The 26,402-nt window shown below is 63.5% G+C and carries 22 protein-coding genes; 10 read left to right on the plus strand and 12 right to left on the minus strand.

Annotation, left to right across the window (positions count from 1 at the left end; all coding sequences use genetic code 11):
* The first annotated feature begins 1 nt into the window (after position 1).
* From kdpB to ACNFG0_RS10420, 4 genes are all read left to right on the plus strand, one after another.
* Positions 2 to 2,056 (plus strand): potassium-transporting ATPase subunit KdpB, encoded by a 2,055-nt coding sequence (gene kdpB / locus ACNFG0_RS10405; RefSeq protein ID WP_416764722.1) that lies wholly within the window; start codon positions 2 to 4, stop codon positions 2,054 to 2,056.
* A gap of 11 nt (positions 2,057 to 2,067) precedes the next feature.
* Positions 2,068 to 2,610 carry a potassium-transporting ATPase subunit KdpC gene (gene kdpC / locus ACNFG0_RS10410; protein WP_416764724.1) on the plus strand — a complete coding sequence of 181 codons (543 nt, stop codon included), beginning with the start codon at positions 2,068 to 2,070 and terminating at the stop codon, positions 2,608 to 2,610.
* A gap of 269 nt (positions 2,611 to 2,879) precedes the next feature.
* Positions 2,880 to 5,534, plus strand: coding sequence for a DUF4118 domain-containing protein (locus ACNFG0_RS10415; RefSeq protein ID WP_416764726.1), 2,655 nt, complete (start codon positions 2,880 to 2,882; stop codon positions 5,532 to 5,534).
* On the plus strand, positions 5,531 to 6,226 hold the full coding sequence (locus tag ACNFG0_RS10420; protein ID WP_196155078.1) for a response regulator: 696 nt from the start codon (positions 5,531 to 5,533) through the stop codon (positions 6,224 to 6,226). Before ACNFG0_RS10415 ends, ACNFG0_RS10420 begins: the two co-directional genes overlap by 4 nt.
* Positions 6,227 to 6,323: 97 nt before the next feature.
* On the opposite strand, the gene ACNFG0_RS10425 is transcribed toward ACNFG0_RS10420, so the two are convergent.
* From ACNFG0_RS10425 to ACNFG0_RS10435, 3 genes are all read right to left on the minus strand, one after another.
* The gene (locus tag ACNFG0_RS10425; protein WP_196155079.1) at positions 6,324 to 6,983 is read right to left on the minus strand and encodes a response regulator; all 660 of its coding nucleotides are present in this window, start codon (positions 6,981 to 6,983) and stop codon (positions 6,324 to 6,326) included.
* A gap of 568 nt (positions 6,984 to 7,551) precedes the next feature.
* A complete protein-coding gene (locus ACNFG0_RS10430; protein WP_416764729.1) occupies positions 7,552 to 7,827 on the minus strand; it encodes a DUF3077 domain-containing protein in 276 nt (91 codons plus the stop codon).
* Positions 7,828 to 7,980: 153 nt separating this feature from the next.
* Positions 7,981 to 8,223: a hypothetical protein gene (locus ACNFG0_RS10435; protein WP_196155081.1), complete on the minus strand. Its 243-nt coding sequence runs from the start codon at positions 8,221 to 8,223 to the stop codon at positions 7,981 to 7,983.
* 684 nt (positions 8,224 to 8,907) lie between these two features.
* On the opposite strand from ACNFG0_RS10435, the gene ACNFG0_RS10440 reads away from it, so the two are divergent.
* The 3 genes from ACNFG0_RS10440 to ACNFG0_RS10450 all read left to right on the plus strand — a co-directional run bounded on the left by ACNFG0_RS10440 (position 8,908) and on the right by ACNFG0_RS10450 (position 12,741).
* Positions 8,908 to 9,576, plus strand: coding sequence for a hydrolase (locus tag ACNFG0_RS10440; protein ID WP_416764731.1), 669 nt, complete (start codon positions 8,908 to 8,910; stop codon positions 9,574 to 9,576).
* A gap of 239 nt (positions 9,577 to 9,815) precedes the next feature.
* The gene (locus tag ACNFG0_RS10445; protein WP_416764733.1) at positions 9,816 to 11,345 is read left to right on the plus strand and encodes a catalase; all 1,530 of its coding nucleotides are present in this window, start codon (positions 9,816 to 9,818) and stop codon (positions 11,343 to 11,345) included.
* 478 nt (positions 11,346 to 11,823) lie between these two features.
* The gene (locus ACNFG0_RS10450; RefSeq protein ID WP_416764735.1) at positions 11,824 to 12,741 is read left to right on the plus strand and encodes a LysR family transcriptional regulator; all 918 of its coding nucleotides are present in this window, start codon (positions 11,824 to 11,826) and stop codon (positions 12,739 to 12,741) included.
* Between the two features lie 66 nt (positions 12,742 to 12,807).
* On the opposite strand, the gene ACNFG0_RS10455 is transcribed toward ACNFG0_RS10450, so the two are convergent.
* The 7 genes from ACNFG0_RS10455 to gloB form a co-directional block, all read right to left on the minus strand.
* Complete coding sequence (locus ACNFG0_RS10455) at positions 12,808 to 14,418, minus strand: ABC transporter ATP-binding protein (protein WP_416764737.1); 1,611 nt, start codon at positions 14,416 to 14,418, stop codon at positions 12,808 to 12,810.
* Between the two features lies 1 nt (position 14,419).
* On the minus strand, positions 14,420 to 15,439 hold the full coding sequence (locus ACNFG0_RS10460; protein WP_196146565.1) for an ABC transporter permease: 1,020 nt from the start codon (positions 15,437 to 15,439) through the stop codon (positions 14,420 to 14,422).
* Between the two features lies 1 nt (position 15,440).
* Positions 15,441 to 16,514, minus strand: coding sequence for a microcin C ABC transporter permease YejB (locus ACNFG0_RS10465; RefSeq protein WP_196146564.1), 1,074 nt, complete (start codon positions 16,512 to 16,514; stop codon positions 15,441 to 15,443).
* A gap of 1 nt (position 16,515) precedes the next feature.
* On the minus strand, positions 16,516 to 18,357 hold the full coding sequence (locus tag ACNFG0_RS10470; RefSeq protein ID WP_416764743.1) for an extracellular solute-binding protein: 1,842 nt from the start codon (positions 18,355 to 18,357) through the stop codon (positions 16,516 to 16,518).
* Positions 18,354 to 20,183, minus strand: a complete 1,830-nt coding sequence (locus tag ACNFG0_RS10475) for an extracellular solute-binding protein (protein ID WP_196146562.1) — start codon at positions 20,181 to 20,183, stop codon at positions 18,354 to 18,356. The genes ACNFG0_RS10470 and ACNFG0_RS10475 overlap by 4 nt, the downstream gene beginning before the upstream one ends.
* Before the next feature lie 349 nt (positions 20,184 to 20,532).
* Positions 20,533 to 21,957, minus strand: a complete 1,425-nt coding sequence (locus tag ACNFG0_RS10480) for a lytic transglycosylase domain-containing protein (RefSeq protein ID WP_196145732.1) — start codon at positions 21,955 to 21,957, stop codon at positions 20,533 to 20,535.
* A 100-nt stretch (positions 21,958 to 22,057) separates the two neighbouring features.
* The gene (gene gloB / locus ACNFG0_RS10485) at positions 22,058 to 22,825 is read right to left on the minus strand and encodes a hydroxyacylglutathione hydrolase (protein WP_416764745.1); all 768 of its coding nucleotides are present in this window, start codon (positions 22,823 to 22,825) and stop codon (positions 22,058 to 22,060) included.
* Positions 22,826 to 22,908: 83 nt separating this feature from the next.
* Between gloB and ACNFG0_RS10490 the strand changes: the two genes are divergently transcribed.
* The 3 genes from ACNFG0_RS10490 (at position 22,909) to dnaQ (ending at position 25,319) form a co-directional block, all read left to right on the plus strand.
* Positions 22,909 to 23,667, plus strand: coding sequence for a class I SAM-dependent methyltransferase (locus ACNFG0_RS10490; protein ID WP_196145730.1), 759 nt, complete (start codon positions 22,909 to 22,911; stop codon positions 23,665 to 23,667).
* Between the two features lie 32 nt (positions 23,668 to 23,699).
* Positions 23,700 to 24,146 (plus strand): ribonuclease HI, encoded by a 447-nt coding sequence (gene rnhA / locus ACNFG0_RS10495; protein ID WP_196145729.1) that lies wholly within the window; start codon positions 23,700 to 23,702, stop codon positions 24,144 to 24,146.
* 417 nt (positions 24,147 to 24,563) lie between these two features.
* On the plus strand, positions 24,564 to 25,319 hold the full coding sequence (dnaQ, locus tag ACNFG0_RS10500) for a DNA polymerase III subunit epsilon (RefSeq protein ID WP_416764748.1): 756 nt from the start codon (positions 24,564 to 24,566) through the stop codon (positions 25,317 to 25,319).
* A 56-nt stretch (positions 25,320 to 25,375) separates the two neighbouring features.
* Here dnaQ and ACNFG0_RS10505 read toward each other — a convergent pair whose 3' ends face one another.
* Together ACNFG0_RS10505 and ACNFG0_RS10510 are read right to left on the minus strand one after the other, a co-directional pair.
* On the minus strand, positions 25,376 to 25,660 hold the full coding sequence (locus ACNFG0_RS10505) for a pyrimidine/purine nucleoside phosphorylase (protein WP_416764750.1): 285 nt from the start codon (positions 25,658 to 25,660) through the stop codon (positions 25,376 to 25,378).
* Positions 25,661 to 25,733: 73 nt separating this feature from the next.
* A complete protein-coding gene (locus ACNFG0_RS10510; RefSeq protein ID WP_196155086.1) occupies positions 25,734 to 26,285 on the minus strand; it encodes an exonuclease domain-containing protein in 552 nt (183 codons plus the stop codon).
* Positions 26,286 to 26,402: the final 117 nt, after the last annotated feature.

Consider the following 26,402-nt stretch of genomic DNA (forward strand, 5'->3'; position numbering starts at 1 on the left):
CATGAACATGCCCATTTCCAATGTGAAAACCCAGCATCCAGCCAAGGACCAGACCCGCCTCGCCGCCCTGTGGCGCCCGGCCCTGGTGCAAGCCTTCGTCAAGCTCGACCCGCGCCAGCTCAAGCGCTCGCCGGTGATGCTGGTGGTGGCGCTCACCGCTGTGCTGACCACAGTGCTGTGCTTCGTGCCGGGCAGCGACGTCAGCCCTGGCGTGGCAGTGCAGGTCGCCCTGTGGCTATGGTTCACCGTGCTGTTCGCCAACTTCGCCGAAGCCCTGGCCGAGGGCCGTGGCAAGGCCCGTGCCGACAGCCTCAAGGCCGGCAGCCAGGGCCTGACCGCGAAACGGCGCAAACGCGACGGCACCTTCGAAACCGTCCCTGCAACGCAACTGCGCAAGGACGACGTGGTGAAGGTGGTCGCCGGCGAGTTGATTCCTGGCGATGGCGAGGTGATCGAAGGGATCGCCGCGGTCAACGAAGCAGCCATCACAGGTGAGTCAGCGCCGGTGATCCGCGAGTCCGGCGGCGACCGCTCCGCTGTCACCGGCAACACCCGCCTGGTCTCGGACTGGCTGCTGGTGCGCATCACCAGCAACCCTGGCGAGTCGACCCTGGACCGCATGATCGCCCTGGTCGAAGGCGCCAAGCGGCAGAAAACCCCCAACGAAACCGCCCTGGACATCCTGCTGATCGGTCTGACCCTGATCTTCCTGATCGTGGTGGTGACCCTGCAGCCCTTCGCCCGCTTTGCCGGCGGCAGCCTGCCGCTGATCTTCCTCGCGGCGCTGCTGGTGACTTTGATCCCTACCACCATCGGCGGTTTGCTCTCGGCCATCGGCATCGCCGGCATGGACCGCCTCGTGCGCCTGAACGTCATCGCCCGCTCCGGCCGCGCGGTGGAGGCCGCCGGCGACGTGCACACGTTGATGCTCGACAAGACCGGCACCATCACCTTCGGCAACCGCCGTTGCAGCGCCCTGCACGCAGCACCGGGCATCACTGCGCGCGAGCTGGGGGAGGGGGCATTGCTTGCCTCGCTGGCCGATGACACCGCCGAGGGCAAGTCGATCGTCGAATACCTGCGCCAGCAGTACGACTTCGACGAACCCACTGCCAGCGAGGTCGAGCCGATCGCCTTCAGCGCCGAAACCCGGTTGTCCGGCGTCGACTTCCAACAGCGCCGCTACCGCAAGGGCGCGGTGGATGCGGTGCTGGCTTTCGTCGGCATGCAGCGCCTGGACATGCCGGCGCCCCTGGCCCGCGACGTGGAGCGCATCGCCCAGGGGGGCGGCACGCCGCTGCTGGTGTGCCTGGACCAACGCCTGCTTGGGGTCATCCACCTCAAGGACGTGGTCAAGCCCGGCATCCGCGAGCGCTTCGCCGAATTGCGCAAGCTGGGCATCCGCACGGTGATGGTCACCGGCGACAACCCGCTCACCGCCGCCGCCATCGCCGCCGAAGCCGGCGTGGACGACGTGCTTGCCGAAGCCACCCCGGAGAAGAAGCTGGCGCGCATCCGCCAGGAGCAAGGCGATGGTCGCCTGGTGGCCATGTGCGGCGATGGGGCCAACGATGCCCCGGCCCTGGCTCAGGCTGATGTCGGCATGGCCATGAACGATGGCACCCAGGCCGCGCGCGAGGCGGCCAACATGGTCGATTTGGACAGCGACCCGACCAAGTTGCTGGACGTGGTGCAGGTGGGCAAGGAGCTGCTGGTCACCCGCGGTGCGCTGACCACCTTTTCCATCGCCAACGACGTGGCCAAGTACTTCGCCATCCTGCCGGCACTGTTCGCGTCCATCTACCCGCAGTTGGGCGTGCTCAACCTCATGCAGTTGCAGAGCCCGCAGAGCGCCATCCTTTCGGCGATCGTGTTCAACGCACTGATCATCATCGTGCTGATCCCCCTGGCCTTGCGCGGTGTGAGGGTGCAAGCGGCGAGTGCCGCGCAACTGCTGCGGCGCAACCTGCTGATTTATGGCGTGGGCGGGATCATCGTGCCGTTTGCCGGAATCAAGCTGATCGACCTGCTGCTCAACGCCCTGCATTTGGTTTGAAGGAGACGAACATGACGACCTACCTGCGCCCGGCCCTGAGCCTGGTCTTGCTGATGACCTTGGTCACCGGCGCCTTGTATCCCCTGGCGGTGACCGGTATCGCCCAACTGGCCTTCCCTGAACAGGCCAACGGCAGCCTGGTTCGTGATGCGCAAGGGCGAGTCCGCGGCTCGGCGCTGATCGCCCAGGATTTCAAAGGCGATGCCTGGTTCCATCCACGCCCCTCGGCGGCGGACTACGCCACCGTGGCCAGCGGTGCCAGCAACCTGGCACCGAGCAACCCGGCGTTGGCCGAGCGGATCAAGAGGGAGGCCAACGCGCTGTATCAAGCGCAGCAAGGGCCCGTGCCCCAGGCTTTGTTGACCACCTCTGGCAGCGGTCTGGACCCGCACCTGCCGCCTGAGGCTGTGGCCTACCAACTACCGCGCGTGGCGGCGGCGCGTCAGGTGCCGGTGGAGCGCTTGCAAGCGCTGATAGAAGCGTCCACCCTGCACCCGTTGGTTGGCCCGCCCGTGGTGAATGTGCTGGCGCTGAACCAGGCGCTGGAGCGCTGATAGTGGGGCCGTTTTGCGGCCCATCGCCGGGGGGGCCCCCCCCCCCCCCCCCCCCCCCGGGGGGGGGGGGGGGGGCGGGGCGGGGGGGGGGGGGGGGGGGCCCGGCGTGGGGGGGTGTGTTGGCGCCCGTGGGGGGGCCAGCCCCGGCCCCCCGGACCGGGGTGTGTGGGGGGGGGGGGCGGGGCCCGTGGGGCGGGGGGGGCCCCCCGCGATGGGCTGCAAAGCAGCCCCCAGGATCGACCATTCACCGCATGACTGAAGGATGAAACATGAGTAACGCCACCCGCGCCGATGCGCTTCTGGCAACCCTGCCGCGCGAAGGCCGTGGCAAGCTCAAGGTGTTCCTCGGCGCCGCTCCAGGCGTGGGCAAGACCTACGCCATGCTCCAGGCGGCGCACGCCCAGCAGCGCCAGGGCGTGCGCGTGCTGGCCGGGGTGGTGGAAACCCACGGGCGCGCCGAGACCGAGGCATTGCTCGGTGGCCTGCCGCAACAACCCCTGGTGCGCAGCGAATACCGCGGGGTCACCCTCGAGGAAATGGACCTGGACGGCGTGCTGGCCGCGAGGCCTGGCCTGGCCCTGGTCGACGAACTGGCCCACACCAATGCCCCCGGCAGCCGCCACGCCAAGCGCTGGCAGGACGTCCAGGAACTGCTGGCCGCCGGCATCGACGTGTACACCACGGTCAACGTCCAGCACCTGGAGAGCCTCAACGACAAGGTCCGCGACATCACCGGCGTGCAGGTGCGCGAAACCCTGCCCGACTGGGTGTTGCAGGAAGCCTTCGAGCTGGTGCTGATCGACCTTCCGCCCCGCGAGCTGCTCATGCGCCTGCGCGAAGGCAAGGTCTATGTGCCGGAGCAGGCGAGGGCGGCCATCGATGCCTTCTTCTCCCAGACCAACCTCACCGCTCTGCGCGAGCTGGCCATGCAGACTGCCGCCGCCCAGGTCGATGCCGACCTTGCCCATGGTTATCGCCAGCGCGGCGAGGAAGCTCCCGCCCTGCGGGGGCGATTGCTGGTCGGCGTGGACGGCGACGACCAGGCCGAGCGCCTGGTGCGCCATGCCAGCCGGGTCGCCCAGCGCCGGCATTTGCCCTGGAGCTTGGTGCATGTGGACAACGGCCGGCTGCGCGAAGAAACCGCCCGCCAGCGCCTGCAGGCGGCCCAGCAGTTGGCTGAACGTCTGGGTGGCGAAGTGGTGGTGCTGCGCGCAGGTGAAGTGACGCGCACCTTGATCCAGCACGCCAACGAGCGCCGGGCCAGCTTGGTGTTGGTGGGCCAGTCCCGTGATCGCCTGCGTCGACGCCTGTTCGGCGGCGGTGTGGCGATGCGCCTGCTGCGCGAAAGCCACGGCCTGGAAATCAACGTGCTCGATCGAGACGCCCAGCCACAAAAAACAGGTGCGGCGGCCAAGCGAGTCTGGGTATGGCGCCATTATCTCCTGGCGTTGCTGGCGACCGTGCTGGCTGCTGGCGTGTCGTGGGCGGTATCGAGCCTGTTACCGCTGCCCAACATGTCCCTGGTATTTCTCGTCGCGGTGCTGCTGGTGGCGGTGCGCAGCAGCCTGGGGCCGGCCCTGGCCTGCGCGGCGCTGTCGTTCCTGAGCTACGACTTCCTGTTCATTCCGCCCACCTTTTCCTTCAGCATCCAGCGCGAAGAAGACGTGCTAACCCTGGTGTTCTTCCTGCTCATGGCCGCGCTCACCGGCAACCTGGCCACGCGCCAGCGCCGGCAGTTGCAGGCCTTGAAGGAAACCCAGGCCGAAACCACGCAGCTGCTCGACCTGTCGCGCCGGCTCACTGTGGCCACCGACCGTCAGGCCGTGTTCAGTGCCGCCGGCCAGCACCTGGGTGCCTGGCAGGACCTGCAGGCCTGCCTGCTCGAACGCGACAGCGAAGGCGGGCTGCAGGCTGCCAGCGGCCACGCCCCGCAACTCACCGACAACGAACGCGCCGCCGCCGAATGGGCCTGGCAGCACGGCCAGGCTGCCGGCCACGGCAGCGACACCTTGCCCCAGGGCCGCTGGTGGTGGTGGCCGTTGTCAGCGGAGGGCCAACCCCTGGCCTTGCTCGGCGTGCGGCCACGCACCCGCGAGCCGCTTGGCGCCCAACGCCGCCGCCTGTTGATGGCCCTCGGCCAACCCCTGGCCCAGGCCCTGGCCCGTGCCCGGCTGGGCGAGCAACTGGAGGCTGCGCGTCTGCACGGCGAAACCGAACAGTTGCGCAGCGCCTTGCTGGCCTCGGTCTCCCACGACCTGCGCACCCCCCTGACCGCCATGCGCGGCAGCATCGACAGCCTGCTGGCCTTGGGCGATGCCATCCCTGCGCACGACCGCCAGGAGCTGCTCGAGGGCACCCGCAACGAGGCCGAACGCCTCGATCGCTACATCCAGAACCTGCTGGACATGACCCGCCTGGGCCATGGCGGCCTCACGCTGGCGCGCGACTGGGTCGCCCCGGCGGACATCGTTGGCAGCGCCCTCAACCGCCTGCGTGTGGTGCTGGCGCCCTTGCGTGTGCACACCGAAGTCCCTGCCACCTTGCCGCTGTTGTACGTGCATGCCGCCCTGATCGAGCAGGCGCTGGTGAATGTATTGGAAAACGCCGCGCGCTTCTCGCCCGCCAACGGACGCCTGGAGCTGCGCGTTGACCTTCAGGGCGAGCAACTGTGCTTCGCCGTCAGTGACCAGGGCCCAGGCATCCCGGTGGCCGAGCGCGAGATGATCTTCGACATGTTCTACACTGCCGCCCGCGGCGACCGTGGCGGGCAGGGCACCGGCCTGGGCCTGGCGATCTGCCAGGGCATGATCGGCGCCCATGGCGGCAAGATCCTGGTCGACGACGGCATCGATGGCCAGGGCACCTGCATCACTCTATGCTTGCCGCTGCCCCCACAACCCGAACCTGAAAGCGAAGCCCCATGAGTCAGCCCGCCACCCTGCTGGTCATCGACGATGAACCACAGATCCGCAAGTTCCTGCGCATCAGCCTAGCCTCCCAGGGCTACAAGGTGCTCGAAGCCGCCACCGGCAGCGAAGGCCTGGCCCAGGCGGCACTGGCCAAGCCGGACCTGGTGGTGCTCGACCTCGGCCTGCCGGACATGGACGGCCAACAGGTGCTGCGTGAGCTGCGCGAATGGAGCGCCGTGCCGGTGTTGGTGCTGTCGGTACGCGCCAGCGAAGTGCAAAAAGTCGATGCACTCGACGGCGGTGCCAACGACTACGTGACCAAGCCCTTTGGCATCCAGGAGTTCCTCGCCCGCGTGCGCGCGCTGCTGCGCCAGGCGCCCCAGGCCGGCAGCGCGGTGTCTTCGGTGAGCTTCGGGCCGCTGGTGGTGGATTTCGCGTTTCGCAAAGTGACGCTCGACGGTGCCGAAGTGGCGCTGACGCGCAAGGAATATGCCTTCCTGGCCCAACTGGCCGGCCATCCGGGGCGGGTGATCACCCAGCAGCAGTTGCTCAAGGATATCTGGGGCCCGACCCACGTGGACGACACCCATTACCTGCGCATCGTCGTGGCCCATGTGCGGCAGAAGCTCGGCGATGACCCGACTGCACCGCGGTTCATCATCACCGAGGCGGGTGTGGGCTATCGCCTGGTTGCGCCGGCATCATGACGGATTGGCGCTACGCATACCTGTAGGAGCGGCCTTGCGCCGCGAAAGGGCTGCAAAGCAGCCCCAAAAATAGGCCAAGCCACGCCGCGCCCAAGCATCAGGAATATTTATAAAAACCATTGCCGCTGAGATGGGCAGTGAGCTCTTCTATGCTTTTGAGCCTGAACTTTCTCAGGGCCTTGTTGACGATGGAGATGATATCCACCAAGGGCAGCCCTGTATCCCTTCCGATGTCTTCGAGTATGTGGCTTTCAGTCAGTTTGTTGAAAACCGCGATCTCGGGTTTGGTGAAGATCGTGATGTGTTTCCCTTTCGCCAAGCCTGCATTCACCAGTAAATCGAAAAAACTGGCGTCCAGGTATTTTTCATTCAGGCTGGCCTTCAACAATGCTTGGGGTAACGTCTCTATCGCGTTGCCCTTGGACACCACGCCCATTACGTTCAGCCCCAGGATCGCGGAAAGCACGATTGGGTTGTCCAGCGTACTCAGCACGATGATCGGAAGGTCGGGGTAGCGCATGCGAATGGTGCTGAGCATGCTCAGGCCGTCCTTGGCCAAGGGATCGGGCATGTTGAAATCAGTGATGAGGATGTCGCACTGAACCCGGCTCAAGGCAATCATAAGTTCTGTCGGCGTCTTGGCCTCGGCTGAAATATGGTATTCGCTCGAACTTTGCAGGATCGTTCTGATGCCCGTCAGGATGATATCGTGATCATCAGCAATCACGACGTGCGTCTTGTTTCTGTTGTACTTCATGTTGGTGCTCTTGATTTGCCTTGTGTCACGGCAAAATGGAATGCGTAAGCGCCTCATGAACCCGGCTGTTCGATGTCAGGCGGGCAATGAGTAATTCATATAGTCGTAATCATGACCTGACCATGCCAGCCACCCAGCAGGGTGTGCCGCCACTGCGCGTGCGTGGCGAATGGCATAGTCGAAGGAATCACAGATGATCAGGCGGGCTACCGATTCGAACGGCTTCGTTTGGCCGGGCCGCCTTGTTGTTGGGTGGCGCGATGGTACCAGAAGTGGCAATCGAATGCCGCCGGTGTGGCGCTCGGGCCGGTGGAGCGGTAGGGAGCGGTCGTCCAGCCCCCACAGCTTTACACAAAATTATTCAAGGCCAGGAAATCTGGCGAGAGCGCCAGGAACTGTTGGGCAAGCGCTGAGGCCAAGACGCGAAATCTCCACCTCTTCTGTAGGAGCGGCCTCGCGCCGCGAAAGGGGCGCAAAGCGCCCCCAGGATTCAAGAGTCAGCCAAATGGCTCGAACCTTGTCCGCTGAAGGGACGAGAATCGCTCCGCAGCCGTCACGCCATCCATCCCTACACTCGGCGCATCATCCCCAACTCCGCGTCATCCATCAACGCCTTGGCCAGCGCCGCCAGGTAATGCGATGCCCACACCAGCTGAGGCTTGTCTTCCATCACCCCGGTGAGGGTCATATCCCGCACGTAGCCCATCAACTCCGAAGCCTGTTCCCGCGCGTATTGGCAGGGAATGCCAGGCTCGATGCAAAACATCGGGTCGGTCATGCCCGGGCCTTGGTAGAACTTCGTCTTGCCAACGGTGGTTTTGACCTCGATGTCATCTGTGGTCATTTTGCTCATCTCCCTGGAATGCTCGCTGCCCAACCGGGCCTTATCGCTGGCAAGCCAGCTCCCACACGTACGGCGGTGTCTCTGATCACAGCGCAGGACAAGTGGGAGCCGGCTTGCCAGCGATAGGGCCAGCCCAGACAACAACTCGATCTGTTAATGCAGCGTTCGCGGCTCCGCCGGCACCTGCATCTGGTTCAACGCCGACTCAAGCAATACACGCAGCGCTTCAAGCTCATGCATCGACGCCATCATCAGCATCGAGACGGGTGACTTGGGCAGCAGCTGAATCGCCTGATGCGCCACGGTCTGCGCGCACAGGGCGTACTCCGAGGCCTGGATGATCGTGTCTTCGAGGGAGGGGTGGTTCTGGGGGGGATCGGGGACGATCTTCGACATAGCAGATTTCCTTTCAAGATGCGGCCACCTACCTGCTGTCAAACAGAGGGTGGCAACTGTACGTGGGTTGACAGACCGGCGGAAATTGCAAAGTTCCGGCGCACGCAAGCGTGCCCGCACGTACAGTCGCCATAAGGGCTGCTGCATGCAATTTACCGTTGCGGCCTGTCAAAGCCGATCGCTGATTTCAGCGACACGCCGAGACTAGAGCGCTGCCAGAGCGACCGCAACGGAAAAAAAGCGACAGGAGTATGTTTGGGAAATGGACTACAGGGAAGGGGTGAAATCTGATTTTTACCGTCAGGACCGACCCGGAACTGACCCGGGTGGCAGGACCGTAGCTTCATCGGAATGGCTGCTTACGATCCAAAGCTGTCCTTGGTGGAGGGCAACAAACGGCAAATATCAGCCTGTCACCTGACAGAAGCTCGAGTCTGTTGTCCGCAGCCGACAAAGCCATTGCCAGCTCGCTACGTTTGGCCCCAGACACCACGTGGACTGCCAGGGCTGAGGGCCTGCGCAGAACCATCTCTGCCAGCAAACGTTCACGACAGGCTTGCGGCATCCGACCGCGCAATCATGCGGATTTACTTACGCAGAAATGCACACACGAGACCCCATCGTCGTTCTTACACTGTGCAGCGACCATCTAGCCGCGAAGGCTTGTGGAGACTGGAATCATGTATGAGGAGATTGTTTGTGACCATTACTGCATCCGCTAAACCCGCCCGGACCCTTCTCAGCCCTAACGATCACGCAATGGTCTTGATCGATCACCAATCACAGATGGCTTTCAACACTAAATCCATCGACATCACCAGCTTACGGGCCAATACCGCGATCCTGGCCCAGGCAGCCAAGGGCTTTAAAGTCCCCACGGTGATCTCCACGATCTCGCGGGATAGCTTTGCCGGCCCGCTTTTTCCAGAAGTCAGCGAGGCATTTCCCGACACTGAAATTATTGACCGCACCACCTCCAATGCCTGGGAGGATGAGCGATTTATCGCAGGTATCAATGCCACCGATAAAACCCGTCTGGTGATGTGTGGGCTATGGACCTCGGTGTGCTGCAATGGCCCGGTACTGTCTGCACTGGAGCAGGGTTTTGAAGTGTACGTCGTGACCGATGCCTGCGGTGACTGCACGGCTGAGGCTCATGAACGCGCGGTACAACGCATGGTTCAAGCAGGCGCTCGTCCAATTACCGCACTGACCTATTTGTTGGAGCTGCAACGTGACTGGGCGCGCGTTGAGACCTACGACCTGACCACTGGCATTTCAATGAAGTTTGGCGGTGCTTTCGGTATCGGTATCCAGTACGCGAAGGCTGTACTGGGTGGGCATTCCGCTTGATATCAATACGAGCCTCCAAACGGCTAAGGCCAAGCTCGCCTTTCACCCAGCAAACCCTACGGAACAGCCAACTACTGCATACCGGTAATTGACGGCCAATCTGTAGGAATCGGGGTCGAAGCACGAACTCATATAGATATCAGTTGAGGCTATCGGGGTCGCAGAGGCGGCCCTAATAGCCCTGAATACGGTCGTCTCTACACCAGTCGGCGTACTTATCTACCAAGAGGAAAACTTTCTTGATCGACAATACAAAGACGTGCCCCGTAACACATTTGACCACTGACTTCGGCGCACCGGTTTCCACGAACCGCGACAGTCTCACCGCTGGCCCCCGTGGCCCGCTCCTGGCGCAAGATGTTTGGCTGAACGAACGCCTTGCCAATTTCGTACGAGAAGTCATTCCCGAGCGCCGCATGCATGCCAAGGGCTCGGGTGCTTTCGGTACCTTCACGGTCACCAAGGACATCACCCGATACACCCGCGCGGCCATCTTCAGCCAGGTTGGCAAAAAGACCGAGATGTTTGCCCGCTTCACCACCGTCGCCGGTGAGCGCGGCGCGGCTGATGCCGAGCGCGACATCCGGGGCTTCGCCCTCAAGTTCTACACGGAAGAAGGCAACTGGGACATGGTGGGTAACAACACACCTGTGTTCTTCATCCGTGACCCACGTCAGTTCCCGGACCTGAACAAGGCAGTCAAGCGCGATCCGCGGACGAACGTGCGCAGTGCTACCCACAACTGGGATTACTGGACGCTACTGCCTGAGGCCTTGCACCAGATCACCGTAGTGATGAGTGACCGCGGTATTCCCGCCAGTTATCGCCATATGCACGGCTTCGGCTCGCATACCTACAGTTTCTGGAACCAGGCTGGCGAGCGCTTCTGGGTCAAGATGCACTTCCACACCCAGCAGGGCATCAAGAACCTCACCGATACCGAGGCCACCGAACTGATTGGCAAAGACCGTGAAAGCCACCAGCGCGATCTGTACGAAGCCATTGAGCGCGGTGACTATCCCAAGTGGACGATGTTCATCCAAGTCATGCCCGAGGCAGATGCCGAACGGTACGCTCTGCATCCGTTCGACCTAACCAAGGTCTGGTACAAGGACGACTATCCGCTTATCGAAGTCGGTGAGATCGAGTTGAACAAAAACCCCGAGAACTTCTACGCCGACGTCGAGCAGGTGGCCTTCGCCCCGAGCAACCTGGTACCCGGCATCGGCGCCAGCCCTGACCGGATGTTGCAAGCGCGCCTCTTCAACTACGCCGATGCACAGCGCTACCGCCTGGGCACGAACTACCACCAAATCCCAGTCAACCAGGCCCGCTGCCCGGTGCAAAGCAACCACCGCGATGGTGCCGGTCGTGTCGACGGTAACTACGGTAGTCTGCCGCACTACGAGCCCAACAGCTTCGGCCAGTGGCAAAGTCAGCCGGAGTTCATGGAGCCTCCGCTCAAGCTCACCGGCACTGCCGCTCATTGGAGCTTCGATAAGGATGACCACAACTACTTTGAGCAGCCCGGCAAGCTGTTCCGCTTGATGACCGTCGAGCAGAAAGAAGCGCTATTTGGTAACACCGGGCGAGGCATGGGTGACGCCCCCGAGTTCGTCAAATTCCGCCACATCCGCAACTGCCACGCAGCTGATCCGGCATACGGTGCCGGGGTGGCCAAGGCATTGGGCATCGATCTAGACAAGGCCTTGGCTTCGCAGAAAGACGATCCCATGTATGGTAACCCGCTGACGGCGCTGCCGGTGTAATGAAATAGCCCCTGCCGCTCCGGATTTTTCTTTTCACCGCCCCAGGACAGCATAACCTGGGTGCGGTGCTGGCCCGACCGCCTATATCGCTCCCATGCCGTGCTCGAGCGGCCATGGCCTCTCGTAGAGCTCGCTGGCGCCCCGCGAGCTTCACCATCGTATTCGTGCGATGCTTCAAGGCATAACGTCACGGATTGCCAAGCCCGCTACGCCCCCCATTTGAGGCTCAGATCTCACCAACCCGTCAAATGGAAATGGGCGCGAAGTGCTCCACTGCCTGTCGACACACCTCCAATTTTTCAACCCATGCTAGACCTCATAGCGCTCTCCAGTTTCGTATGGTCAAGCAAGAGGCGAAGTTCCCGAGTATTCTCTGGTGCCTTCCCTGCGCTTCTGCTCAAGCAATAGCGGCCGGAGCTGCAGGAACCGCAGGACTAATGTCTCGTCAAAATGCGTTTTACTGGTTTTCAGAACAAACATGAGCAATCCCCATCTTCAAATCTCGTGGGATGACCTACGGATCATCAAGGCCATCGAGAAGGGCGGCAGTCTTGTAGGTGCGGCTGCCACGCTCGGCGTGAACCACTCCACCGTTTCCAGGCGCCTGGCAGCTCTGGAAGCACTACTTGGCGTCGCGCTCTTCGATCGACGGCGAGCCCGCTATGTCGCCACAACAGCAGGCGCGGAGCTGATTGTCGTGGCCGAGCGAATGGAACAGGAGGTGGTGAGCGTAACGCGACGAATCTCGAGTGACACTCAGGGGCACGACGGCGACTTGCGTATCACCACGAGCGATGCACTGCTGCTGGATTTCCTCACCCCCGTGATCGCGAGCTTCCAACGGGCCAACCCACGGATTCGCATCGAGGTTCTGGTTGGGAACCAGCCGCTGAATCTGACCCGGGGCGATTCGGATATTGCGCTTCGCGCGACCTTGGCTCCGCCTGAGAACCTATTTGGACGCAAAGTGGCCACCATCGCCTGGGCGGTCTATGGGTGCAATGGCGATTGTGCTGACACCATGCCCGACCCCGAAGCGCTCTGGGCAAAGCAATGGGTATCGTTCAGCCATGGTCTGTCAGGCCTCAAGGCATTCGAGTTCGTGCGGGCCAACGTCAGTGAGCCAAGGATTGTATACCGCAGTGATTCGGTCGCAGGCGTTGCTGCGGCGATTGCTGCGGGCATAGGGATCGGCCTGCTGCCTTGTATGCATGGGGACCTGGTGCCAGAATTGAAGAGGCTCAGCCCTGTACAACCCGAGGTCTATGACGAACTGTGGGTGTTGACGCATCCCGATATGCGCAAATCAGATCGGGTGTACGCGTTTCTCTGCCACTGTGCGCAGGAAATTGCCCGGGACCGCGAACTCATAGAAGGAAAAAAGCTGCGACAGTAAGCCTGCGTGCGGGTTTGGATGAAGCGGTCTTTGGCTCGTGCAAGACGCAGACAAAGTGCCAAAAACCTACCCCAGTGGAGATACTTCCAAAAACGCCGCTTCCAACAACTGCCGCGTGTACGGATGCTGTGGGGCATGGAAGATCGCCTGCGCATCTCCTTGTTCCACCACATGCCCATGCTTGATCACCATCAACTGGTGACTGAGTGCCTTGACCACCGCCAGGTCATGGCTGATGAACAAGTAGGTCAGGTTGTACTTGTGCTGCAGATTGCGCAGCAACTCCACCACCTGCCGCTGCACGGTTCGGTCCAGCGCCGAGGTCGGCTCATCCAGCAGAATCAACGCAGGTTTCAATACCAGCGCTCGGGCAATGGCGATACGTTGGCGCTGGCCACCCGAGAACTCATGCGGATACCGATGCCGAGTCCGTGGGTCCAGCCCCACTTCCTCAAGCGCTGCAATGATCGCGGCTTCCTGCTCGGCAGGCGTGCCGATGCGGTGAATCCGCAAGCCTTCGCCGACGATATCGGCCACGCACATGCGCGGGCTGAGGCTGCCGAAGGGGTCCTGGAAGACCACCTGCATTTCCCGCCGTAGCGGCCGTACGTCCTTCTGGCTGAGGCCTTCGAGGTTCTGCCCGTGGAAGCGGATGCCACCGCGGCTGGCGATCAGGCGAAGGATGGCAAGGCCCAGGGTAGACTTGCCCGAACCGCTTTCACCCACGATACCGAGGGTCTGCCCCTGGGGCAGGCTGAAGTCGATGCCGTCCACGGCTTTGACGTGGTCGACGGTGCGCCGCAGCAGGCCTTTCTTGATCGGGAACCACACACGTAGGTCCTCGACCTCCAGCAACGGCGAGCCCACGGGGTTATCGGCTGGCGCGCCACTGGGCTCGGCATTGATCAGCATCTTGGTGTAGTGATGCTGTGGCGAGCGGAACAGCGTCGCGCAATCGGCCTGTTCGACGATCTTCCCGCACTGCATCACGCACACCCGATGGGCAACGCGCCGCACCAGGTTCAGGTCATGGCTGATCAGCAGCAGGGCCATCCCCAGCCGCGCCTGCAGTTCCTTGAGCAGGTCGAGGATCTTCAATTGCACGGTCACATCGAGCGCGGTGGTGGGCTCGTCGGCGATCAACAGCTCCGGCTCGTTGGCCAACGCCATGGCGATCATCACGCGCTGGCGCTGGCCGCCGGACAGCTCGTGGGGCAGGGCCTTGAGGCGTTTGTGCGGCTCGGGGATGCCGACCATCTCCAGCAGCTCGAGGGTCCGCGCGGTGGCTTGCTTGCCGGTCAGGCCCTTGTGCAGCAGGAGAATCTCGTTGATCTGCTTCTCGATGGTGTGCAGCGGGTTCAGCGAGGTCATCGGTTCCTGGAAGATCATCGCGATGCGGTCGCCACGAATGCGTTGCATGGGTTTTTCGCCCAGTCGCAGCAGGTCCTTGTCGCCATAGCGGATGCTGCCGTTGGGGTGTCGGGCCAGGGGGTAGGGCAGCAGCCGCAGGATGGAATGGGCGGTGACGGATTTGCCCGACCCGCTCTCGCCGACCAGCGCCAGGGTCTCGCCCTTGCGGATATCGAAGCTGATGCCATCGACCACACGGTTGACCTGCTCGCCGGTCACGAACTCCACCGCCAGGTCACGCACTTCGATCAGGTTCTGTTCGCTCATGTCATTTCCTCGGGTCGAAGGCATCGCGGGCGGATTCGCCGATGAACACCAGCAGGCTCAGCATGATCGCCAGTACGGCGAAGGCACTGATGCCGAGCCACGGCGCCTGCAGGTTGGACTTGCCCTGGGCCACCAGCTCGCCCAGCGAGGGCGCGCCGGGCGGCAGGCCGAAGCCGAGGAAGTCCAAGGCGGTGAGGGTGCCGATGGCCCCGGTGAGGATGAACGGCATGAAGGTCATGGTGGAGATCATGGCATTGGGCAGAATGTGCCGGTACATGATCGCGCCGTTGCGCATGCCCAGGGCGCGGGCGGCGCGCACGTACTCGAGGTTGCGCCCGCGCAGGAACTCGGCGCGCACCACGTCCACCAGGCTCATCCAGGAGAACAGCAGCATGATGCCCAGCAGCCACCAGAAGTTGGGCTGCACGAAGCTTGCGAGGATGATCAGCAGGTACAGCACCGGCAGGCCCGACCAGATTTCCAGGAAACGCTGGCCGGCCAGGTCCACCCAGCCGCCGTAATAGCCCTGCAGGGCACCGGCGATCACGCCGACGATGGAACTGAGTACGGTGAGCGTCAGGGCGAACAGCACCGACACACGGAAGCCATAGATCACCCGCGCCAGCACGTCGCGGCCCTGGTCGTCGGTGCCCAGCCAGTTGTCCGCCGAAGGCGGGGCGGGGGCCGGGACCTTGAGGTCGTAGTTGATGCTCTGGTAGCTGAACGGGATCGGTGCCCACAGCACGAAGCTGTCCTTCGTGGCCAGCAGCTCGCGGATGTAGGGGCTCTTGTAGTTGGCCTCCAGGGGGAACTCGCCGCCGAAGGTGGTCTCCGGGTAGCGCTTGAAGGCCGGGAAGTACCATTGGCCGTCGTAGCGCACGGCGATGGGCTTGTCATTGGCGATCAGCTCGGCGCCCAGGCTCAGGCCGAACAGCACGATGAAGATCCACAGCGACCACCAGCCGCGGCGGTTGGCCTTGAAGCGCTCGAAGCGCCGGCGATTGAGAGGGGAGAGTGCCATGTCATTGCTCCCGGCTGGCGAAGTCGATGCGGGGGTCGACCAGGGTGTAGGTCAGGTCGCCGATCAGCTTCACCACCAGCCCCAGCAGGGTGAAGATGAACAGGGTGCCGAAAACCACCGGGTAGTCGCGGTTGATCGCCGCCTCGAAGCTCATCAGGCCTAGGCCGTCGAGGGAGAAGATCACCTCGATGAGCAGGGACCCTGTGAAGAAGATGCCGATGAATGCCGAAGGAAAGCCCGCGATCACCAGCAGCATGGCATTGCGGAACACATGGCCGTACAGCACCCGTGGCCGGCTCAGGCCCTTGGCCTTGGCGGTGATGACGTACTGCTTGTTGATTTCGTCGAGGAAGCTGTTCTTGGTCAGCAGGGTCATGGTGGCGAAGTTGCCGATGACCAGCGCGGTGATCGGCAACACCAGGTGCCAGAAATAATCCAGGACCTTGCCGGTGGTGGAAAGCTCGTCGAAGTTGTTGGACGTCAGGCCGCGCAGGGGGAACCAGTCGAAGTAGCTGCCGCCGGCGAACAGCACGATCAGCAGGATGGCGAACAGGAACGCCGGGATGGCGTAGCCGACGATGATCGCCGAGCTGGTCCAGACGTCGAAATGGCTGCCGTGACGCACGGCCTTGGCGACCCCCAGGGGGATCGACACCAGGTACATGATCAGCGTGCTCCATAACCCGAGCGAGATGGACACGGGCATCTTCTCGATGATCAGGTCGATGACTTTGGCATCGCGGAAGAAGCTCTCGCCGAAGTCCAGCTGGGCGTAGTTCTTGATCATGATCCACAAGCGTTCAGGCGCCGACTTGTCGAAGCCATACATGCGCTCGATCTCGGCGATCAGGGCCGGGTCCAGGCCCTGGGCACCGCGGTAGTTGGAGCCGGCCACGGCCACTTCGGCACCGCCGCCGGCGATGCGGCTGGTGGCGCCCTCGAAGCCTTCGAGCTTGGCGATCATCTGCTCCACCGGGCCGCCGGGGGCGGCCTGGACGATGATGAAGTTGATGATCAAGATGCCGAACAGGGTCGGGACGATCAGCAGCAGGCGGCGCAGGATGTAGGCGAGCATGTCAGTTCGCCTCGTCCTGCGGCGCGGCAGGCTCGGCCACCGCTGGGGTTACTTCGGGCTTGATCCACCAGGTATTGATGCCGATGTCGTACTTGGGCGACACCTTCGGGTGGCCGATGTGGTTCCAGTAGGCCACGCGCCAGGTCTTGATGTGCCAGTTGGGGATCACGTAGTAGCCCCACAGCAGCACGCGGTCCAGGGCACGGGTATGGGCGATCAGGCTCTGGCGCGAGTCGGCGTTGATCAACTGCTCCACCAGCTGGTCGATGGCCGGGTCGCGCAGGCCGATGAAGTTGCGGCTGCCGGGGTTGTCGGCGGCGGCACTGCTCCAGAACTCGCGCTGCTCGTTACCCGGGGAGCTCGATTGCGGGTAGCCGCCGACGATCATGTCGAAGTCGCGCGAGCGCAGGCGGTTGATGTATTGCGAGACATCGACGCGGCGGATGTTCAGCTCGATGCCGAGGTCGGCGAGGTTGCGCTTGAACGGCAGCAGGATGCGCTCGAACTCGGTCTGGGCCAGCAGGAACTCGATGACCACCGGCTTGCCCTGGGCATCGACCATTTTGTCGTCGGCGATCTTCCAGCCGGCTTCCTGCAGCAGCTTGTAGGCCTTGCGTTGCTGGTCGCGAATCATGCCGCTGCCGTCGCTGACCGGGTTGTGGAATGGCTCGGTGAAGACCTGTTCGGGGATCTTGCCGCGCAGCGGTTCGAGAATCTTCAGCTCATCGGGCCCCGGCAGGCCCTCGGCAGCCATCTCGGAGTTCTCGAAATAGCTGCCGGTGCGGGTGTAGGCGCCGTTGAACAGCTGCTTGTTGGTCCATTCGTAGTCCAGCAGCAGGCTCAGGGCTTGGCGGATGCGCACGTCCTGGAACACCGGGCGACGCAGGTTGAAGATGAAGCCCTGCATGCCGGTGGGGTTGCCGTTGGCCAGTTCCTCGCGGACCAACCGGCCTTCCTGCACGGCGGGCACGTTGTAGGCGGTGGCCCAGTTCTTCGCGCTGGTTTCCAGCCAGTAGTCGAACTGCCCGGCCTTGAGCGCTTCCAGGGCGACAGTGTTGTCGCGGTAGGAATCGTAGGTCATCTGGTCGAAGTTGTAGTAGCCGCGGTTGATCGGCAAATCCTTGGCCCAGTAGTCCTTGACCCGCTCGTAGCGCACCGAGCGGCCGGCCTTGACCTCGGCGACCTTGTACGGGCCGCTGCCCAGCGGGATCTCCAGGTTGCCACGGTCGAAATCACGGCCTTGCCACCAGTGCTTGGGCAGTACCGGCAACTGGCCGAGAATCAGCGGCAGCTCGCGGTTGTTCTTGTGCTTGAACTTGAACAGGACGCGCAGCGGGTCTTCGGCGACCACTTCGGCAACGTCGGCATAGTAGCCGCGAAACAGTGGGGCGCCCTTGCTCATCAGGGTGTTGAAGGTGAACACCACGTCCTCGGCACGCATCGGGTGGCCGTCGTGGAAGCGCGCTTCGGGGCGCAGGTAGAAGCGCACCCAGCTGTTGTCGGGGGCCGTCTCGATCTGGCCGGCGACCAGGCCGTATTCGGTGAAGGGTTCGTCCAGGCTCTGGCGCATCAGGGTGTCGTAGATGATGCTCACGTCGTCGGCCGGCACGCCCTTGTTGATGAAGGGGTTGAGGCTGTCGAAGCTGCCGAAGCTGGATTGGCGGAAGGTGCCGCCCTTGGGCGCATCGGGGTTGACGTAGTCGAAGTGCTTGAAGTCGGCCGGGTACTTGGGCGGCTCGTCGTACAGGGTCAGGGCGTGTTGCGGTGCGGCCATCGCCGGGAGGCTCAGGCAGGCCAGCAGCAGGCTGCCGGCCAGCCGGCGCAAAGGGTGCGTTGGCATCATTGGGCTTTCTCCGAGGTCTTGAGCCACCAGCTGTTCAGGCCCAGGGTATAGGGCGGCGTGGCGACGAAGGCGAACCGGTTGCGGTAGGCCAGGCGGTGATTGTCGAGATACCAGTTGGGGATCATGTAGTACTGCCACGACAGCACCCGGTCCAGGGCGCGGGCAGCGGCGACCTGGTCGTCACGGGTGCGGGCGGCGAGCAGGGTGTCGAGTAGGTGGTCGACCACCGGGTCCTTCACCCCTGCGTAGTTCTTGCTGCCCTTGACCGAGGCTTGGCTGGAATGGAAGTACAGCCATTGTTCCAGGCCCGGGCTCAAGGTCTGGGCCAGGGTCATGAGGATCATGTCGAAGTCGAACTGGTCCAGCCGCTGCTTGTACTGGGCGCGATCGACCGTGCGCAGGCGCGCGTCGATGCCCATGTTGGCCAGGTTCTCCACGTAGGGTTGGAGGATGCGTTCCAGGTTCGGGTTGACCAGCAGCAGCTCCAAACGGAACTGTTGGCCCTTGGCGTTGACCAGGCGTTGGCCGTCGAGTTTCCAGCCGGCCTTGGCGAACAGCTCCAAGGCCTGGCGCAAGGTCTTGCGGTCGATGCCGCGGCCGTCGGTGTGGCTGACGCTGTAGGGCTGGGTGAACAGCTTGGCCGGCAGCTCGTCACGGAACGGTGCCAGCAGCAACCATTCCTTGCCGGTGGGCAAGCCGGTGGCCGCGAACTCGCTGTTGGGGTAGTAACTGGTCGAACGGCGGTAGGCGCTGCTGAACAGGGCGCGGTTGGTCCATTCGAAGTCGAGCATCAACCCCAGGGCCTGACGCACCCGTGGGTCGCTGAAGGCTGCCCGGCGGCTGTTCATGAACAGCCCCTGGGTCTGGGTGGGGATGCGGTGCGGGATCTGCGCCTTGATCACATCACCCCGGCGGATGGCCGGGAAGTTGTAGCCGTTGGCCCAGTTCTTGGCCTGGTGCTCGATATAGATGTCGAACTCGCCGGCCTTGAACGCTTCGAAGGCCACCGTGGCGTCACGGTAGAACTCGTACTCGACGCGGTCGAAGTTGTACTTGCCGCGATTGACCGCCAGGTCCTTGCCCCAGTAGTTCTTCACCCGCTCGAACACCAGGCGCCGGCCAGGCTCCACCTGGGTGATGCGGTAGGGGCCGCTGCCCAGTGGCGGCTCGAAGGTGGTGGCCTTGAAGTCGCGGCCTTTCCAGTAGTGCTTGGGCAGCACCGGCATTTCGCCCAGGCGCAGGATCAGCAACGGGTTGCCGGCGCGTTTGAAGACGAAGCGGATGCGCTTGGGGCCGAGGATGTCCACCCGTCGCACTTCCTGCAGGTTGGTGCGGTACATCGGGTGGCCTTCCTTGAGCAGGGTGCGGTAGGAGAACGCCACGTCTGCCGAGGTGATCGGGTGGCCATCGTGGAAGCGTGCCTCCGGGCGCAGGTTGAACACCACCCAGCTGCGATCCTCGCTGTACTCCACCGAGCGGGCGATCAGGCCGTAGCTGGAGGTGGGCTCGTCGCCAGAGGGGGCGTACTGGCCGGTGCCGACCATCAGCGGCTCGTTCAGCTCGTTGATGCCGTATTGCAGGAAGTTCGGCGTGCTGACCGGGCTTGAACCCTTGAAGGTATAGGGGTTGAGGGTGTCGAAGGTTCCGAATGCCATGGCCCGCAAGGTACCGCCCTTGGGCGCTTGCGGGTTGACCCAGTCGAAATGGGTGAAGGTGGCTGGATACTTGAGCGTGCCGAACTGCGCGTAACCGTGGCTTTCGCTCACCGTCGCGACTGCGGGAAAGCTCAAGGCCAGGCTGAGAGACAGCAGGAGGGGACGTATCAAGTCGGCATCCGATCCAGGGGCGTTGGGCTTTGATCGGGCTACAGTAACAGCTTGTCTGGGATGGAAAAAGAGTGTGTGGCGGGGGTTTTGGCGGTGGGGTTTGTGATGGGTTTTTTCCCGGGGGCTGCTTGGCAGCCCAATCGCGGCACAAGCCCCGCTCTCATAGAACAACGCATAACTATTTGATTGTGCAGGTCCTTGTGGGAGCGGGCTTGTCCCGCGATTGGGCCGGGCCCGATATCACCGTCGCGTGGCAAGGGCTTCGCCCTTGATCGCGGGACAAGCCCGCTCCCACAGGCGGCGCTAGCCGCTTGTTCTTTGTGCGACAGCGCAGCCCGGGGCGCCCGGATCAGTGCGACAGGTAGACGGTCAACGTTTGCCCAGGCTTGAGGGCATGCCCGCTGCGTGGGTTCCAGCGCTTGAGGTGCTTCATCTCCACATTGAAGCGCTTGGCCACCGCATAGAGCGAGTCGCCCTTGCGTACCTTGTATTGGGTAGAGCGCTGCTTGGACGATGCGACACGGTTCGCGGCGCCGCTCGAACTGCCGCCACGCAGGGCGAGTACCTGGCCGGCCTTGACGCGGTTGCCGGAGAGGCGGTTCCAGCGCTGCAGGTCACGTACCGAGACGCGGTGGGCCTTGGCGATGCTGCTCAGGTTGTCGCCACGCTTGACCCGATAACTGCGCGCCTTCACCGGCGCCTTGGCTTCGGCCAGGGCGGCCTGGAACACGGCCTTGTTCGGTTGCAGGCTGACCAGCTCCTCGGGTTTGAGGTTGGACAGGCTGTCGGACAGCAACTGGGCCTTGGCGGTAGGCACCAGCAGTTGCTTGGGGCCGTCTACGGTCATGCGTTTCTTGAAGGCTGGGTTAAGCTGGATCAGCTCGTCTTCGTCGATATCGGCGAACGCGGCGACCCGGGACAGGTCCAGGCGTTCGTTGATGGCGACAGCTTCGAAGTAGGGCTCGTTGGCGATCGGGTTGAGGTTCACGCCATAGGCATCGGGAGTCAGCACCACCTGCGACAGGGCCAGCAGCTTGGGCACGTAGTCGCGGGTCTCCTGGGGCAGGGGCAGGTTCCAGTAGTCGGTCGGCAGGCCCAGGCGCTCGTTGCGCTCGATGGCCCGGCTGACCGTGCCTTCACCGGCATTGTAGGCCGCCAGGGCCAACAGCCAGTCGCCGTTGAACATGTCATGCAGGCGGCTCAGGTAATCCAGCGCGGCATTGGTCGATGCGGTGATGTCGCGACGCCCGTCGTAGAAGTTGGTCTGGCGCAGCTTGAAGTGGCGGCCGGTGGACGGGATGAACTGCCACAGGCCGACCGCATGGGCGCGCGAGTAGGCCATCGGGTTGTAGGCGCTCTCGATCGCCGGCAGCAGGGCCAGCTCCAGCGGCATGTCGCGTTCTTCGAGGCGCTCGACAATATAGTGCAGGTAGAGGCTGCCGCGTTCGCCCGCGCTCTCCAGGAACGTGGGGTTGCTGGCGAACCACAGGCGCTGCTGTTCGATGCGCGGGTTGACGCCGATATCGTCCTGAAGGGCGAAGCCCTGGCGCATGCGCTCCCAGACATCCTGCGGCGCCTGCTCGACCGGCTTCACCAGCAGGGGGGCAGGCTTGTGCTTGACGCGCGCCTGGTAGCTTGCGCGAACGCTGTCGGATTCGTCGTGCTGACGGGTGCTCTGGCAGCCCACCAGAGTGGCGGCCAGGGCCAGCGCACTGATTTGGGCCAGACGCGTCAGGGCGACGGATTGAGAGGTTCTGCGGCTACGGGAAGACATCGGCTGGGACAGGTTTCCGGGCGAAAAATTTCGGCGATTCTAGAAACCGGCCCCCGCGTGGTCAACCTTTGACCACACCTTGCGATATATCGTGGGGTTATCAGAAGGTGTCCTTCCAAGACCTCAAGGCAGCAAAAACAGCGGCTTGGCTTGGATTGGAATGCCCCTTCCATTCGTCTGCTTTTTGTTTAACGGATGTTTCAGCCGTGCGAAGAAAGGGGTTGGTGGCCCGTTCCAGGGCGATGGTTGATGGCAATGTGATGCGATCGTTGGCGCGCAAGCGGGTAACGTCGTCGAACCGTTGACCCAGCTCGCGGTTCGAAGGTTCCACTGCCTTGGCGAAACGCAGGTTGCTCAGGGTGTATTCATGGGTGCAATACACCTGTGTTTCGGCCGGCAGTGCGGCCAGGCGCGACAGGGAGTGGTGCATCTGTTCCGGTGTGCCTTCGAACAGACGGCCGCAACCGCCGGCGAACAGCGTGTCGCCACAGAACAGCAGTGGCGCGCCGTAGTAGGCGATGTGCCCCAGGGTGTGGCCAGGCACGGCGATGACCTGTAAATCCATGCCCAGCACCTGGACCTGGTCGCCATCGTCCAGCGCCAGGTCGCAGGCCGGGATACGCTCGCGGGCCGGGCCGCACACCCGTGCGCCGGTGGCCTGCTTCAGGGCCTGCACGCCGCCGACGTGGTCGTGATGGTGGTGCGTCACCAGGATGTCTTCCAACACCCAGCCCGGGTGGGCCTCGAGCCATTTCAGCACAGGGCCGGCGTCACCCGGGTCGACCACCGCGCAGCGACGTTTGGCAGTATCCTGTAACAGCCAGATGTAATTGTCGGAGAAAGCGGGAAGAGCATCGATCTGTATCATGTGCGTAACCGAATCGCCTGGCGTGAACATGAAGGCATCTTAACTGCGATGGCGCAGGGGGAGAACCTTCGAGGGAGAACGCAATGACCGACAAAGCCTTTGCCCAAGCCGATCCTGACTGGATCGAGCTGACCCGCCTGGCCCGTGACTGGTTCGATGGGCCGCTGGGGCAAATGATGCTGCGCGAGGAGGAACAACTCCTCGAGGACGAGCTTGGCCGCTTCTTCGGCGGCTTCCTGGTGCACTACGGCCCGTGTGCCGAACCGCCGCCCAACGCGCCGCAGGTACAGCGCAACGTCCGCCTCGGCGCGCCGTTGCCGGGGGTCGAGATCGTCTGTGAGGAGCAGGCCTGGCCGCTTTCCGAGCACGCCGCCGACGTGGTGGTGCTGCAACATGGCCTGGACTTCAGCCTGTCGCCCCATGGGCTGCTGCGCGAGGCGGCCAGCGCGGTGCGCCCCGGTGGCCACCTGCTGATCGTCGGGATCAACCCGTGGAGCAGTTGGGGCATGCGCCATTGGTTCAGCCGCGGCGCCTTGCGCAAGGCGCGCTGCATCTCGCCTTCGCGGCTTGGCGACTGGCTCAACCTGCTGGGCTTCGCGCTGGAGAAACGCCGCTTCGGGTGCTATCGTCCGCCGCTTGCCTCGCCGGTCTGGCAACAACGCCTGGCCGGGTGGGAGCGCATGGCCGGAGGTTGGCAGGGCGCCGGAGGCGGCGTCTACCTGGTGGTGGCGCGCAAGATGGTGGTGGGCCTGCGGCCGCTGCGCCAGGAGCGGCGCGAGCCGATGGGCAAGCTGCTGCCGTTGCCGCTGGCCAAGGTCAACCGCCGCCATAGCGAGCCTTGAAGGGCCTGGCGTCGATAATACAGAGCGAGTACATGAGCGATAGCGTCGAGATCTACACCGATGGTGCCTGCAAGGGCAACCCGGGCCCGGGTGGCTGGGGTGTGCTGATGATTTACAAGGGCGTCGAGAAGGAGCTGTGGGGCGGCGAGCGCGAGACCACCAATAACCGCATGGAGCTCATGGCGGCGATCCAGGGCTTGATGGCCCTCAAGCGCGAATGCGAGGTGGTGCTGACCACCGATTCGCAGTATGTGATGAAGGGCATCAACGAGTGGATGGCCAACTGGAAGAAGCGCGGCTGGAAAACCGCCGCCAAGGAACCGGTCAAGAACGCCGACCTCTGGCAACAGCTCGACGAACAGGTCAACCGCCACAAGGTGACCTGGAAGTGGGTGCGCGGGCACATCGGCCACCCCGGCAACGAGCGCGCCGACCAATTGGCCAACCGCGGGGTCGATGAGGTCCGCGCCAAGCGTTGAACCCTGGCACAGGGCCGCTACCCACCGCATCGCCGGCAAGCCGGCTCTCATAGAACAACGCATAACTATTTGATTTTGCGGGCCTTGTGGGAGCGGGCTTGTCCCGCGATTGGGCCGGGCCGGATATCACCGTCGCCTGGCAAGGGCTTCGCCCTTGATCGCGGGACAAGTCGGACCGCCGCACCGCCGCTCCCACAGGGGGGCGGCGCTAGCCGCTTGTTCTCTGCGCGACAGCGCAGCCCGAAGGGCTGGGTAATCTCCCACCTGCCTGGCGCTGGTCTCGCAAGCATCGCCGTACCTATGGGAGCCGGCTTGCCGGCGATGCGGTGAAGCTAATGCGCATGGATGGAGCTTGACGCCTGTCGTTTGGGTTACAATCCCCGGCTTAGTCATGTGATGCAAGTTGGAGCTATCCGCGTGGAGCAGCAAGTCAACCGGTACGTCGTCCTCGATACCGAAACCACCGGCATGCCGGTCAGCGAAGGCCATCGGATCATCGAGATCGGCTGCGTCGAGGTCATCGGCCGGCGCCTGACTGGGCGCAACTTCCACGTCTACCTGCAACCGGACCGCGAGAGCGACGAAGGCGCGATCGGGGTGCACGGCATCACCGATGCCTTCCTGGTCGGCAAGCCGCGTTTCGCCGATGTCGCCGAAGAGTTCTTCGAGTACATCCAGGGTGCGCACCTGGTCATCCACAACGCGGCGTTCGACGTCGGCTTCATCAACAACGAATTCGCCCTGCTGGGCCAGCACGACCGTGCCGACATTTCCCAGCATTGCACCATCATCGATACCCTGATGCTGGCGCGGGCCCGCCATCCGGGCCAGCGCAACAGCCTCGACGCGTTGTGCAAACGCTACGGCATCGACAACTCCGGCCGTGAACTGCACGGCGCACTGCTCGACTCGGAACTGCTAGCCGATGTCTACCTGGCGATGACCGGTGGCCAGACCAGCCTGTCACTCGCGGCCCATGGGGTCGAGGGCGAGGAAGGCGGCGAGGGTGGCACCGGCAGCGAGATCCGGCGGATCGTCGGGCGCCAGCCGGGGCGGGTGATCATGGCCAGCGCCGAAGAGCTCGAGGCCCATGCCGAGCGCTTGGCGGCGATCGCCAAGTCGGCGGGTGCGCCCTCGATGTGGCAGGCATTGAGCGAGCCTGCCGCGAACTGACTGTTGGAACCTGGGGCGCGTAGCGGCCCCAGGACCTGCACTCGCCGCCGATTCGATCAGTCGCGGTACTCGCACAGATAGGCCGTATCGACTGCCACTTTCAGCTGGAACTTGCTGTCGGCCGGCACGTTGAACTGGCTGCCTGCCTTGAACACTTCCCAGTTGTCGCTGCCTGGCAGCTTGACGGTCAGCGCACCGGACACCACATGCATGATCTCGCGCTTGGCGGTGCCGAACTCGTACTCGCCGGGCGCCATGACGCCTACGGTCGCCGGGCCTTCCTCGCCTGTGAAGCCGATCGACTTGACGGTGCCATCGAAGTATTCATTGACCTTGAACATGGAGCGACTCCTGAAAGAAGGATGAAAAAGGGCTGGCCAGTATGCCCAAGCCCCCACACGCCGTCATCTGAATTCAGGTGCCGGTGGCCGGCAGGCTCAAGGGCAATAGCCGGGCGGTGTTGCGGGCGTCCTCCAGGGCGCGGTGCTGCTGGCCGGTGAACTGCATCCCGGCCAGTTGCAGGGCACTGTTGAGCCCCAGGGGGCGTTGCAGGTGGCGAGCCTTGGCGAAGCGTTGCTTGAGGTTGATATGGGGCAGGGTCTGCAACAGGCTCGTGACCTGATGCTGTTGCCATTCCTGGCTCAGCTGCTGGCGGTCGTAGTCGCCCCAGCTGACCCAGGCCTGCAGGCGTTCACTGTGATGGCCCAGCCAACGTTCGAATTGCGCCCAGACGTCGGGGAAGGTCGCCGCGCTGTCGACGCTGGCCTGGCTGATGTGCGTCAGGGTGCGGCAGAAGGGCGTCAGTTGCGGCCGCCGCCGGGGGCGCACGAAACGTTGGAAGTGATCGACCTCGCGGCCTTCGCGGGTCACCAGGCTTGCACCGATTTCAATGATTTCCATCTCCGTGACCGGCCAGCCCCCATCGTCGGTGGTGGCTTCCAGGTCAATCACCAGCCAATGGCCCATACCAGGGCTCCCTTCAAGACGCAGCAACTGCGTGGTCGCTAGAGCGTAGCCAATGTCTGCGCCGAGGGCATCCCCTGGCACTTTGGCATAAGCTGTTGTGCCTTGGCGGGAAAACGC

Source organism: Pseudomonas sp. NY15372 (assembly GCF_048068215.1).
GTDB classification, from domain to species: Bacteria; Pseudomonadota; Gammaproteobacteria; order Pseudomonadales; family Pseudomonadaceae; genus Aquipseudomonas; species Aquipseudomonas guariconensis_A.